General features: G+C 44.2%; 11 protein-coding genes and 1 tRNA gene. 2 read left to right on the forward strand and 10 right to left on the reverse strand.

Annotation, left to right across the window (positions count from 1 at the left end; translation table 11 throughout):
- Positions 1 to 251: 251 nt before the first annotated feature.
- From M0R36_04375 to M0R36_04385, 3 genes are read right to left on the reverse strand one after another with little or no spacing between them, the layout of a single operon-like run.
- Positions 252 to 914 (reverse strand): hypothetical protein, encoded by a 663-nt coding sequence (locus M0R36_04375; GenBank protein MCK9555038.1) that lies wholly within the window; start codon positions 912 to 914, stop codon positions 252 to 254.
- A gap of 12 nt (positions 915 to 926) precedes the next feature.
- Complete coding sequence (locus M0R36_04380; protein ID MCK9555039.1) at positions 927 to 1352, reverse strand: hypothetical protein; 426 nt, start codon at positions 1350 to 1352, stop codon at positions 927 to 929.
- Between the two features lie 12 nt (positions 1353 to 1364).
- The gene (locus M0R36_04385; GenBank protein ID MCK9555040.1) at positions 1365 to 3128 is read right to left on the reverse strand and encodes a hypothetical protein; all 1764 of its coding nucleotides are present in this window, start codon (positions 3126 to 3128) and stop codon (positions 1365 to 1367) included.
- Positions 3129 to 3191: 63 nt separating this feature from the next.
- Between M0R36_04385 and M0R36_04390 the strand changes: the two genes are divergently transcribed.
- Both M0R36_04390 and M0R36_04395 read left to right on the forward strand, forming a co-directional pair.
- Complete coding sequence (locus M0R36_04390; GenBank protein ID MCK9555041.1) at positions 3192 to 3986, forward strand: YhfC family intramembrane metalloprotease; 795 nt, start codon at positions 3192 to 3194, stop codon at positions 3984 to 3986.
- Positions 3987 to 5288: an O-acetylhomoserine aminocarboxypropyltransferase/cysteine synthase gene (locus M0R36_04395; protein MCK9555042.1), complete on the forward strand. Its 1302-nt coding sequence runs from the start codon at positions 3987 to 3989 to the stop codon at positions 5286 to 5288.
- Here the strand turns inward: M0R36_04395 and M0R36_04400 are convergent, their stop codons facing one another.
- The 7 genes from M0R36_04400 to gyrA all read right to left on the reverse strand — a co-directional run bounded on the left by M0R36_04400 (position 5289) and on the right by gyrA (position 12939).
- Entirely contained in the window at positions 5289 to 5720 is a 432-nt protein-coding gene (locus M0R36_04400) for a CBS domain-containing protein (protein MCK9555043.1), read from the reverse strand.
- A 20-nt stretch (positions 5721 to 5740) separates the two neighbouring features.
- Complete coding sequence (locus M0R36_04405) at positions 5741 to 6568, reverse strand: PDZ domain-containing protein (protein ID MCK9555044.1); 828 nt, start codon at positions 6566 to 6568, stop codon at positions 5741 to 5743.
- A 341-nt stretch (positions 6569 to 6909) separates the two neighbouring features.
- A tRNA-Ser gene (locus tag M0R36_04410) sits at positions 6910 to 7003 on the reverse strand.
- Between the two features lie 86 nt (positions 7004 to 7089).
- Entirely contained in the window at positions 7090 to 8355 is a 1266-nt protein-coding gene (gene serS / locus M0R36_04415) for a serine--tRNA ligase (GenBank protein ID MCK9555045.1), read from the reverse strand.
- Between the two features lie 73 nt (positions 8356 to 8428).
- Positions 8429 to 9883 (reverse strand): RtcB family protein, encoded by a 1455-nt coding sequence (locus M0R36_04420; protein ID MCK9555046.1) that lies wholly within the window; start codon positions 9881 to 9883, stop codon positions 8429 to 8431.
- A gap of 6 nt (positions 9884 to 9889) precedes the next feature.
- Positions 9890 to 10315: an archease gene (locus M0R36_04425; protein MCK9555047.1), complete on the reverse strand. Its 426-nt coding sequence runs from the start codon at positions 10313 to 10315 to the stop codon at positions 9890 to 9892.
- Positions 10315 to 12939 (reverse strand): DNA gyrase subunit A, encoded by a 2625-nt coding sequence (gene gyrA, locus M0R36_04430; protein MCK9555048.1) that lies wholly within the window; start codon positions 12937 to 12939, stop codon positions 10315 to 10317. Before gyrA ends, M0R36_04425 begins: the two co-directional genes overlap by 1 nt.
- Positions 12940 to 12962: the final 23 nt, after the last annotated feature.

The raw sequence follows: 12962 nt of genomic DNA on the forward strand, positions 1-12962 counted from the left end.
AATGGCAGGGATGATTAGCTCAAACTAACCAGAATCCCGACATCCCGGCGTTTTTTCATTTTCACAAGTAGCGGTATTGATTGGGGTTGCATTGTTCGACTTAGGTCGCCACCAGCCCGCCAGTCCCGCCTTTGGCGGGACAGAGTTCCGCAGCAGGCGGAACGGTCTAATCTCTATTGTTCTATTTTCAGTATTTATCCCCAGGGTTCGTTTCGAAGCAAAGAGTAGAACAGTTGAACCCTGAAGGGCGGTCAAACAGCTTCCCACACAGGTTTGCCGAGGAATGCGGATAATTTAGCGGTATCTTCCTTGAGGCGTTTCAGGTTGCCGTGGTCTACAACGTTTATACGCGAGCCGTCTTTAAGCACAATATTTAATTCATAACTGTAATATGAACTTTTATCGCTCCGGCAGTATTCGGAAATTATCTGGAATGCGTGAATATCTTCGAGGCTTGCAAACCATTTTTTCGGCTCGGAATCAAAGAACTTCATAGGGTCTTTTCTGCCTTTCCAGAAATACCCTGTCTGCCTGTCGAAAACTATCGGGGCGGTGCCGAAATACAGCATAGTAGCGCCTACCGCCGCAAAAATAAGGCCGATAACAAGCGGCAATATAGTCTCTACCCCAAAGGGAAAAGACCTCTTTATAATAAAACCAGCGGTAAACCCTATAAATACTCCCATTCCTATAAGAAAAAAAAGCGCATAGAAAATTTTTGCGCCTACAGACGCCCTGAATTCATACCTGAAGGGTTCAACTTCCACCAATTTATGCGTGCAGAAATTTGCCCCGCCGCCTTTTAAGGGAGTCCATTCGGTTTTCTCGGCCAGAGGGTCTTTGAATATAAGCGGGTTTACCGGATTTTGCGTCCTGAACTGGGAGCGAAGCGTATCAATAAGCTTTTTAAGCATATCTTATTTGTCCTATTTGAAATAATAAAGCAGGCTGATACTGATTTCAACTTCTTCGTTTATCGCCTGGAATAAGCCCGGTTTCCCGTTACACATATCAAGTTTGGGGTTTACCACAGCACCTGTCCTGTCCACGATATTCATTTCGCCCAGGTCGAGTTCCTTAAAAATTTTTGCGTACAATTCATTTATATCCTTACCGCTGTTTTCTTTGATAAAACATCTCAACTTAACATCATAACGGTTGCCCATAATTGAATACTTATGTTCCAGTATTTCTATGAGAAAACCGTCGAATATCCCGTAATATGAATATTTCGATTCAAGTTTTTCCACTTTCTGCAGGAATGCCGAGTTGGACTGGATAACAAGCGTGCACCAGCACACAAGCACAAACGCGAAAAAGAGAATAACCAGAGGAAGATTTTTTCTTATCATATTAATACTTTTTTACTCCGAGCCGGCTTCTTTTGACAACCCGGGGATTATACTATTCAAACCGAGTTGTACTATTTCTTTTGCCCTCTTTGGTGTTGAGGCAATGGCATAATTTCTGAATTCCGGGGCGTTGCCCGAAGGCCTCAGATGCGAGATGTCACCGTTTGCAAAGAATATCCTGACGCCGTCTATATAATTCACGGCTATTATATCAGAAAAGCCGTTCTCTTTCTTAAAAAATGTTTCCAGATGCCGCTTAATAGAGAAAAACTCGCTGTTCCCGGGAAACGTTTTAAAGGAACCGTCTGGATAAGATACCTCGGCTTTTTTCCCCTTAAAAATTACTTCCCTGACATTTTTTTCAGCGCCGGGCGAAATTGACTTTATGATCGCGCGGCTTTTCTCCGGGGGAAAATCTTTTTTTCTGTCGGCATGTGTATAGCGGGCGGGCAGCTCTTTGATGAGTTCGGAAACCGTTTGAGCCCTATCCATGCTCAGCGAAAGAACGGAAACCAGAGGCAGCACCGCGTCTCTTGAGGGCAGGGCCCTTAATGTTTTGCCTCCTATATTTAAATCATTGCCTGTCAAAAATCCCCCGTTAGATTCCCATGAAAAAGCATTCCACTCGCTGCCGGGCTTAACATGTTTCTTCCTCGACTCTATCATAGCCGCAATAACATAAGGAGAGCCGATTTTTGTCTTGGTTATTTCAATTTTCTTTTCGCCCAGAACTTTGTCTATCGCGTCGTTCGCGCTTATGGGAACCGCAACCGCATCAATATCAACTCCCGCCTGCTTAAGACCGAGGACAGCGAGCAAGCCAAGTATATCCCCTGTAATATAATTGACTTCATCCGTCGGCTTACCGCCCTTAAATACCCTGTAAACCAGCAGCGGCCTGTCGGAATCGCCGTCCATAGTAACTCCGATATCGATATTGTGTTCATTCATGATTTTCTTGAATACGGCCATGGTAAGATTTGAAACGCTCTCCGTGTCCACGGGAATAAAGGCTTCGCTTCTCAATGCCGTCTGCTCTTCTTTTCTTTTGCCGGATTCATCGGTATAGCTGACGGTAACTGCTTTTTCGGGCGATAAGACCTCCGCCCCGAGCTCTGCAAAAATTTTCCTGCCGAAATCCCGGGCGACAGCGGAATGCTGGTAGAAAAACATTTTGCATTTACACAGCTTGCCTGAAAAAACATCTTTATATCTTTTAACGTATTTATCGATCGAAGGGCCCGAGTATTCCTTTCCCTTCAGCAGCCAGCCGGCCTTTTTTGCCTCAGCTGTTTTAAACATCCCGTTTTCATCGAAGATGAGCTCTTTTTCTGAAAGCGAGTAAACTTTCTTGCGCTCCTTTGCGACATTTTTCAAAATACCGCCCTCATCCGATTTCAGCACCTCGCCAGCCCTTTTGGTAAATTTTATGCCGTTCCTGTCCGCGGGAATGTGACTGCCGGTAACCATAACACTCGGCATTTTCTCCCTCATCGCATAATATGTAAGCGCCGGAGTGGAAACAAGGCCCTGGTCATCAATATGGCCTTTCATATCCCTTATAGCTGCCGCAACGGCTGATTTTATCCTCACTGTGCTCGGCCGCCTATCCCCTCCAAGGACAACAACAGAACCTTTGTTGAAGTCCCCTGTTTCCTGCATATATGACAAAAACCCTCTCGTGTTTATATAACATTCCATATCCGTCATATTTTCAACCGTATCCCGAAGGCCGCTTGTCCCAAAGCTCAATTCTTTAAACTTGCCGAAATCCATAAAAACCCCCAGCTCAAACTTAAGTTTTACTTAAAATAGAGTTCTGCTATAATCAATTAACTTATGTATAGTAAGATTGTATCATACCTTTCAATTGAAATACTGCTTCTCCTGGGGCTTATAGCGTCCTGCATATTCATAGTCAGGAAGAAGCTGAAGGTATCCTTAAAGTTCTTCTTTTTCGGCGTGTTGGGATTTTTAATATCACAAATTATCCATTTGCCGCCGATGTACATTTCACCAGGCAAGAATATCCTAAACCAACTGCTGCAAAACTCCATATTATATTACGCTCTCGCGGTAGGCCTGTGGGCAGGATTATGCGAGGAAATAATAAGGTTCACAATGGTAAAACTGAAATATCCTTCGATAACAAGAAACCAGGCTGTTACTTTCGGGTTGGGTTGGGCAAGTTTGGAAGTTATTATGGTCCTCGGGATTGTCGTAAGCACACTCATTTCACTTCCTTTTATTTACAACACAAATGCAGAAACATTATTGAATAAAGGTTTTTCCGAAGCCGATGTAAAACTTGTAATGAACCAGATCGAAGTATTCAAGGCGCAGCTTCAAAATGTAACTATATGGGTGGCGTTAAGCGCGGTTGCCGAAAGACTGTTTGCCGTTATACTGCATACGGCTTTCTCTCTCCTTGTATATCTCGCCGTTTTGAAGAAAAATTTACTTTATATTTTACTTGCAATCGCAGCCCACACTGTAATAAATTCTAGCGCCATACTGCTCATGAGACACGGCGTATTAATAACCGAAGCAGCTATCATGTTGTTTGCAATAATAGCGTATTGGTTTATAATGGTCGTCGAAAACAAACCTGCGGGCGGGAGACCGGAAGTATAAATGAAAAAAACAAAAAAAGGCCTTAATACACAGTGCCTGCACGCCGGCCAGGAAGCCGATGCTTCAACGGGCGCCAGAGCTGTGCCCATATACCAGACAACATCTTATGTGTTCAAAGATACGGAACATGCCGCCGGACTGTTTTCGCTTGATGAAGTGGGGCATATATACACCCGGCTTTCCAACCCGACAACCGACGTATTTGAAAAACGTGTCGCGGCAATAGAAGGCGGAACCGCCGCCGTGGCAACCGCAAGCGGAATGGCCGCTATCAGCCTGGCCCTTTTAACGATAACATCGCCGGGAGATGAAATAGTTTCCGCCGACAATCTTTACGGCGGGACCTATCAGCTTTTCCACTACACATTTCCAAAGCTCGGCAGAAAAGTGACTTTCGTTAATTCCGACAAGCCGGAGGGATTCAAAAAAGCCATTACCGGAAAAACGCGGGCTATTTACGCGGAAACTATAGGTAACCCGAAATTAAACGTCCCGGACTTTGAAAAAATAGCAAAAATCGCGCATGCCGCGGGAATTCCCTTTATCGTCGATAATACGTGCGGGATAGCTCTTATAAAACCTTTTGATTTCGGGACGGATATAACGGTGTTATCCGCAACCAAATTCATCGGAGGGCATGGAACGTCTATAGGCGGCATTCTGGTGGATTCGGGCAATTTTAAATGGGATAGCGGAAAATTTTCCGAATTCATCAAGCCGGACCCGAGTTATCACGGGGTTAACTACTGGAAACAGTTCGGCAACACAAAGGAATCGGGCAACATAGCTTTTGCGGTTAAAGCACGGGTACAGCTCCTGCGGGATCTGGGGGCCTGTATCAGCCCGTTTAACTCATTCCTCTTCCTCCAGGGCCTGGAAACATTGCCGCTGCGCGTTAAAAAACACAGTGAAAACGCTTTTGAAATCGCTGAATTTTTAAGCCGCCACAAAGCTGTTGCATGGGTCAATTATCCTGGGCTTAAAAACAACATTTATCATCCAATCGCATCCAAATATTTAAAAGAAGGTTTCGGGGCTTTAGTCGGATTCGGGATCAAGGGTGGTCTCAGTGCCGGAAAAAAATTCATCAACTCCGTAAAACTGTTGTCACACCTTGCCAATATAGGGGATGCGAAAACGCTGGTAATCCACCCGGCTTCCACCACTCATCAGCAGTTGACAGCGGAAGAACGGAAACGCACCGGCGTTACTGATGATTTTATAAGGTTATCTGTAGGTCTCGAAAATATCGACGACATAAAAGAAGACATTAACCAGGCGCTGGAAAAAGCTGCCCGTTAATCAGCCACCGTGAATATATTCTTTTAAGTGCCTGTTCTCAAATTCAATATCTTCAAGCTGTGATTTGACCAGGTCCCCCAGAGATACAATGCCCAGTATCCTTTCTTTTTCCATAACCGGAAGATGTCGCATTTTGTTCTTGGTCATAATCCCCATGGAATATTGCACTGTATCTTCCAGAAGTCCTATAATCAGGTCTTTGGACATAGCTTCCTGCACAAGTTTTTTCGTTAGTTTTTCCACATTTTCGGCGCATTCCCTTAAAATGTCTCTTTCCGTTATTATCCCCGCAAGTTTCCTGTCGTCGCCCAATACAAGTAAAGCCCCTATTTTATGCTGACGCAAAAGTTTAGCGGCTTCATATACCGTGCTCCGGCTTCCTATGCTGACTACATTCCCGCTCTTTTTCTCAATAATATCCTGTAATTTCAAAACAAACCCTCCTTTTCGTTCTATTCAAAGCTTATCGCTTTACCGGAACTGTCGCAGCGCTGCGTTACATTGACGCTCGAAAGTACTTCTCCCGTTTCTATATCAATAAGTTTCTTTGAAAGCATGTCGCTGAATCCATTATATCCGGAAGGGAAGCGACTGAATTCCACAATAAGAAAATGTGTTGCCCCGGTGAGCTTTCCTATTTCAAGTCTCGCCCGCTCTGAAACATAACCTGTTGTCTGGAAATTCAGTTCGTCAAGAAGGCTTCTTATCCTGCTGCGGTCAACCACCGAGAAATTTTCCACCCCTGTGCACTGTGTATAAACAGCGGCGCATTCACTCTCCAATTGAGCCGTTATGGCGTTTTTCCATTCGTTAAGGTTCGCATTGGGAGGAAGCGCAACCGTATTCGATACGCGTCCAACCGCAATAACAAGGGCAACTCTTTTACCGCTGATAAGTTCTTGCGCGATAACATCTATTTCGGGAGTAAAATTCTTCCCTGTTACCACATTGTAAGTTCTGTCCTGGCCGTTTCTCTCAATCAGAACAGGTATTCTGGTGTTCGGCTGTATGTCCCGTAAAACCCTATCAACATCCTGCCGGGTAGAAACCGGCCGGTTATTCACCGCCTTGATAATATCGCCCAGCCGCATCCCGGACTTTTTCGCGGGGCTCAACCTCTCCTGTCCGGAAACATGCGAAAATTTTGTCACCGACATAGTCTCATTGTCAAGCGACACGCCTATACCGCAGTCCGCAAAAGAGAATAATGGCAGAAAAAAAATCAGAAGAAAAAAAATACTCGCCGTCATATTAACTGTTTTATATTTGCCGGCACTCATGATTATAGAAAAATTTTAACATGATTTTAACAGAGTGTAAATCTATTAGATTGGGCCCGTCACAAAGCATAGGCGCCGGCTGGCTGGCAAGGGCCTTGCTATGCTCGGTTAATTTTCTCCACAGCTCAAAGAAGAGTAAAGGCCGAATGAATACCCAATCGATACTGGAAATAGAACAATTAGACAATAGACCGCAATTAAGTTTTTTTGTTTTGTCTCTGGGATTGCTTTTGAACAATAGAGCAATCGGAAATAGATCACAATTGAAAATCTTGTTTTATCTATATCTATTGTTCTATTGCTCGATTTTCAATTGTTCTGCCATTCCGCCACAGGCGGAATGGCGGAGAGGGGGGGATTTGAACCCCCGGTACGGGTATTAGCCCGTACAACGGTTTAGCAAACCGTCGCCTTCGGCCACTCGGCCACCTCTCCGCGAAACTGTAACTTATGGAACGAAGTAAACATAGGCAAATTCGCATATATTATCTGAGAATAGCCCCTGTGTCAATAAAGACCGGCTAATCAATATACTCAAGCCCGCCCATATAAGGTTGCAATACTTCCGGGACAGCAATTTTGCCGTCTTCCGTCTGACAATTTTCAAGTATTGCGATAAAAGTTCTGGGAAGGGCGACGCCCGAAGCATTCAGCGTATGGACATACGCTGTTTTCCCGCTCTTAGCGCGGTAGCGTATGTTAGCTCTGCGAGCTTGAAAATCTTCAAAGTTACTGCACGAAGACACCTCAAGGTATTCATTGCAGCCGGGTGAATAAACTTCTATATCATAACACTTAGCCGCGGCAAAGCTCATATCTCCCGAAGCCAGCAGCCTTACCCTGTAATGAAACCCAAGCTTCTGAAGAATTATCTCCGCATTGTTTAACAGTTTCTCGTGTTCTTCATAAGAATTTTCCGGTAATACAAATTTAACCAGTTCAACCTTATCAAACTGATGAACCCTTTTCATGCCGCGGGTATCTTTTCCGTATGAACCGGCCTCTTTTCTAAAACACGCGGAAAAGGCAACATGATAAAGCGGCAGTTGCTCTTCAGAAAATATTTCACCGGCATACAGGTTTGTTACGGGGACTTCCGCCGTAGGAATTAAATAGAGGCTTTCCTTATCAACCGGGTACATATCTTCCTTAAGATTGGGAAGCTGCCCCGTTCCTGTCATTGACGCCTCATTAACCAAAAAGGGAGGAATAACCTCTTTATATCCGTGTTCCCTTATATGGATATCAAGCATAAAGTTTATCAGGGCCCTTTCCAGCAAAGCCCCCTTGCCTTTAAAAACAATAAAACCCGCGCCTGATATTTTGGAGGCCCTTTTAAAATCAACCATGTCTAATTTTTCACATAACTCCCAATGGGTCAGCGGGTTAAATTTAAAGTGTCTTTTCTTCCCCCATTCCCTGACAGTTTTGTTATTTGCTTCCGACCCCACCGGCACAGCTTCGTTGGGGATATTGGGGACGGAAAGCATAAGAGCGGTGATTTTTTGGTTGGTTTCCTCCACTTTTGAATCAATATCTTTGATTTTTTGGGAAAACACTTTCATTTCAGCCGATTTTTGAGAAATATCCTCCCCCTTGGCTTTGATTGTGCCCAATTCCTTAGATATGCGATTTCTATCCGCTTTCATAACCTCGACTTCTTTAAGCAATCCTCTTCTTACTTCATCCAATTGAAGAATTTCATCGAGGTCTGCTTTTGAATTTTTCTTCTTAAGCCCTTCTTTTACCTTTTTAATGTTTTCCCTGACAAATTTTAAGTCCAGCATAATCTCGTCCTTCGTTTTGTTTTCCGTACTTCGTGTTTTGTATTTCGGTATTAGTATTTAGAATTTTTCTATATTATCCTTTTATAACCCCGATTGGCCTCAACCTCGCAATTTTATCCGCCAACTTTGCTTTTACCACAACTTCAACCACTTTATCAATATCTTTATACGCCTCAGGCGCTTCTTCAGCTAACACTTTCATCCCTTTTGCCCTTACACTTATTCCCTTTCTCTCAAGTGATTCGCATAGCTTCCTGCCGTCTATATTTTTAAGAGCCCGGGAACGCGACAACATCCTGCCGGCACCATGACAAACAGACCCGAAACTTTCCTCCATAGATACCGCTGTCCCCGCCAAAAGATACGAGCTTGTCCCCATAGAACCCGGAATTATAACCGGCTGGCCTGTTTTCCTGTAAATCCGCGGCAGGGAATCATGTCCTGCGGGAAAAGCTCTTGTCGCGCCTTTTCTGTGGACACACAGTTCAACCGGCTTCCCGTCGATCTTGTGTGTTTCCATTTTTGCTATGTTGTGGGCAACATCATAAACCAGCCGCAACCCAAGTGTTTTTTCTCCCAAATTTAAACTTTTCGCAATGGCTTTTTCTGTAAGGCTCATCAATATCTGCCTGTTAGCCCATGCATAGTTGGCCGCCGCCGACATAGCGGAAAGATATTCCTGTCCCTCAGGGCTTGAAACGGGCGCGGAAACAAGTTGCCTGTCCCTGACACTAATGCCGTATTTACCCAAAGAGCGCGCCAATTTCTTTATAAAATCATCGCAGACCTGATAACCCAAACCCCTGGAACCCGAATGAATCATCACGGCAAACTGGCCTTTAAAAAGCCCGAATTCATTCGCGACTCCGGGATTATATATATCCGTCACTTCCTGAATTTCAATGAAATGATTCCCTGAGCCAAGTGTGCCGAGTTGAAACTCTCCTCTTTCATAAGCTCTTTCGCTTAGCGCTTCCGGGTCGGCAATTGCTATCGAACCCTTTTCTTCAGTCCTGTCAATATCTTCAGCGCATCCGTATCCACTTTCAACAGCCCACCCGGAGCCCTTTTTCAAAACCTTGCTCAAAATATTTCTCGGCGCCCTGATTGAGCCTTCGGATCCAACACCCAAAGGCACGCTTGCATAGAGAGTATTTACAATATCTTCCCTTTTATCCCTTAAATCTTTTACCTCAAGCGCTGTAACCGCCAGCCTTACTCCGCAGTTAATATCAAAACCTACGCCTCCCGGGGAAACCACGCCGTTTCCGGAATCAAATGCGGCAACACCGCCTATCGGGAACCCATAACCCCAATGTATATCAGGCATACCAAGAGCGTATTTTACAATTCCCGGAAGACAGGCTACATTCACAAGCTGTTTCAAAGCATCCTCTTTGATAATCTGCCCCAGCATCTCCCGCGATGCATAAAACCTCACCGGCGCATTCATTCCGGAATCATAATCACGCGGGATTTCCCACGTGAAGTCATTCACTTTTTTCAGTTCCTGTTCCTGAAAAGCCATTTTTACCTACAAATCAAAGAATATTCTTGTATAATACCCATGCCTGTCTTTTTTTATGCTTAAATCATGATAGGTCGCGGCTTTAACCTCCGTGTTAATATCACCCTCCGATAATTTCAGTTCCGCTTCAAGCCTGTTGCCCTCTATCGAAAGCCCGGGCCCATCAATAACGATTTTTTTCTTCTCCGCCAGAAATATTAATTCATTAAGCCATAAAACAAGAAGCTCCTCTATCGAAGGAGCTTCAAGTGAAATCTTCTTTAAAATAAAATCTCTGTTTTTGTGTTTCGGTTCTATCAGAATGTAGAGCGCCTTTAAAGAATTTAAAAACAGCTCCTCAATATTCCTGCCTTTTATTATGAAGCCCGCATCTGCCGTGTGCTCTATGGGCTTTATCCGGTTCCCAGGGCAGTCGTTCCTTTTAGGATTCATCAAACAATATTATTTTTACCTTTTTCCGCTTTTGGGGAATTTTCCCGCCTGTTTTTACTGCTTCTTCTTTCCTTCCCTGCTCTTCTTTCTTTCTTTGCATACTGTTTTTCGGAAACCCGCCGGTCCATGCCGCTTCTTCTTTCGCCTTTTCTTCTTTCTTCTTCCTCTGTTTCAGCCTGTTTTTCAACTTCTTCTTCGTTTTTAGGCGTAATAATCTTTGATACGCCTACAAGAAGGTCTCCCGCGCTTAAATTTATTACTCTGACACCCTGTGTATTTCTCCCGGTAATCCTTATCCCTTTCACCGGAGTCCTAACCATCTTGCCGCCTTTTGTCATAAGCATTATTTCGTCGTCATCAACAACAACGAGAACCCCCACAACTTTCCCGTTCCTGTCTCCGGCTTTTATGGCAATAATGCCTTTTCCTCCGCGCTTCTGGAGCCGGTACTCGTCAAATTCGCTTCTCTTGCCGTAGCCTTTCTCGCAAACAATTAAAATAGTCTTATCTCTGCCGACAACTTCCGCGGTGACAACGATATCTCCTTTTCTCAGATTTATGCCCTTAACGCCTCTTGTCGCCCTGCCCATGCTTCTTATATCGCTTTCCTTAAACCTGATGGAAATACCGTTTCTGGTAACAACAATGAATTCATCATTTGCTTCCGTCATATTAACGCTTTTCAGGGTATCCCCTTCATCTATCTTAATCGCTATAATCCCGCCTTTTCTCGGGTTGCTGAAAGCCGCCAGCGAAGTTTTCTTGACTGTCCCTTTTTCTGTAATCATCATCAGATGGCTGCCTTCTTCAAACTTGCTGACCCTTATAAGCGCCGCGACATTTTCGTCTCCTCTGATATCAAGAAGGTTTATAATCGCTTTTCCTTTGGAAAGCCTTCCTCCCTCGGGAATATCATAAACTTTCTTCCAGTAACATTTACCCATAGAGGTAAAAAACAGTATATAATCATGAGTTGAAGCGGTGAATACCCTCTCGACAAAATCCTCATCTTTCATTTCCATGCCGGTAACGCCTTTTCCTCCGCGCCTCTGCTGCCTGTAGGTGGCCACCCTGCAGCGCTTGATATACCCTGTGTGGGATATCGCTATGATGCAGCCTTCATTCGCTATCATATCCTCGATGGAAACTTCTCCCTCTTCAGCCACTATTTCAGTCCTTCTGCTGTCTCCGTATTTGTCTTTTATTTCTTTAAGTTCCTGAGCGATTATATTCAATACCATCCTCTCGCTGGATAATATATTTTTCAGATACGCGATCCTCTTTATCAATTCCTTGTATTCGCTGTCTATTTTTTCCCTCTCAAGCCCGGTTAACTGATACAGCCTCAGTTCAAGTATTGCGTTTGCCTGTGTATCCGAAAGCTTGAACTTTGAAACCATGGTTTTTTTGGCTTCATCTCTGTCTTTGGATTTTCTGATTATCTTTACAAATTCATCTATGTTGTCTAATGCTATCTTAAAACCTTCCAGTATATGCGCTCTTTCCTCGGCCTTCCTCAGCTCGAATTTCGTGCGCCTTATTACAACTTCTTTCCTGTGCTCTATGTAACATTCCATTATTTCCTTAAGATTCATAACTCTCGGGCGGTTTTTATCAAGCGCAAGAAGTATGGCGCCAAAAGTGGTTTCCATCTGTGTGTGCCTGTAAAGCTGATTCAATATCACCCTTGATATCTCTCCGCGTTTGAGTTCTATTACTATCCTCATCCCATCCTTATCGGATTCATCCCTGATATCCGATATGCCCGTGATTTTCTTGTTGTTCACAAGCCTTGCGATATCTTCTATAAGATTGGATTTGTTGACGTTGTAGGGTATCTCCGTTATTACAATGCTTTCTTTCCCGCCTTTAAGCGGTTCGATTCCGGCCCGGGCTTTGAGTTTCAATTTCCCGTAACCCGTCTCATACATACTTTTTATCGGGGCCTTGCCGCAAATAATACCAGCTGTAGGGAAATCAGGGCCTTTTACAAACTTGCACAATTCTTTGATGGTCGCTTCCGGGTTATTGATAAGATGAATTATCCCGTCTATAATCTCGGAAACATTGTGCGCCGGTATATTTGTCGCCATCCCGACGGCAATTCCCGAGGAGCCGTTAATCAAAAGGTTCGGTATCTTGGACGGAAGTATTGTCGGTTCCAGGAGAGATTCATCAAAGTTCGGAGAAAAATCAACCGTTTCCTTGTCTATGTCTTCAAGCAATTCCTCTGCAATACGCTCCATTTTCACTTCGGTATATCTCATTGCGGCCGCGGCATCGCCATCGATAGAGCCGAAATTTCCCTGCCCATCTATAAGAGGATACCTCAACGAGAAATCCTGCACCATTCTTACCATTGTGTCATATACCGCGGTGTCGCCGTGAGGATGATACTTGCCGAGAACTTCCCCGACGATTCTCGCCGACTTTTTATAGGTGCTCCTGTGTGTAATCCCAAGGTCTTTCATCGCAAAAAGGATCCGCCTGTGAACAGGCTTCAGCCCGTCCCTTACATCCGGCAATGCCCTTCCCACAATAACGCTCATCGAATAATCAAGATATGAATTTTTCATTTCCAGGCTTATCGACCTTGAAATAATTTTTTCGTTTTCCGTATACATCTACTCGCTCCTTACACAAATCT

The organism is bacterium (genome assembly GCA_023228325.1).
Taxonomy (GTDB): Bacteria; Auribacterota; UBA6266; order UBA6266; family UBA6266; genus UBA6266.

Coding starts and splice junctions, on each gene's coding strand:
- M0R36_04405 (MCK9555044.1), bottom strand. CDS start 6,568: ATGAGTGCCGGCAAATATAAAACAGTTAATATGACGGCGAGTATTTTT.
- M0R36_04425 (MCK9555047.1), bottom strand. CDS start 10,315: ATGAATCCTAAAAGGAACGACTGCCCTGGGAACCGGATAAAGCCCATA.
- gyrA (MCK9555048.1), bottom strand. CDS start 12,939: ATGTATACGGAAAACGAAAAAATTATTTCAAGGTCGATAAGCCTGGAA.
- M0R36_04390 (MCK9555041.1), top strand. CDS start 3,192: ATGTATAGTAAGATTGTATCATACCTTTCAATTGAAATACTGCTTCTC.
- M0R36_04385 (MCK9555040.1), bottom strand. CDS start 3,128: ATGGATTTCGGCAAGTTTAAAGAATTGAGCTTTGGGACAAGCGGCCTT.
- M0R36_04380 (MCK9555039.1), bottom strand. CDS start 1,352: ATGATAAGAAAAAATCTTCCTCTGGTTATTCTCTTTTTCGCGTTTGTG.
- serS (MCK9555045.1), bottom strand. CDS start 8,355: ATGCTGGACTTAAAATTTGTCAGGGAAAACATTAAAAAGGTAAAAGAA.
- M0R36_04395 (MCK9555042.1), top strand. CDS start 3,987: ATGAAAAAAACAAAAAAAGGCCTTAATACACAGTGCCTGCACGCCGGC.
- M0R36_04420 (MCK9555046.1), bottom strand. CDS start 9,883: ATGGCTTTTCAGGAACAGGAACTGAAAAAAGTGAATGACTTCACGTGG.
- M0R36_04375 (MCK9555038.1), bottom strand. CDS start 914: ATGCTTAAAAAGCTTATTGATACGCTTCGCTCCCAGTTCAGGACGCAA.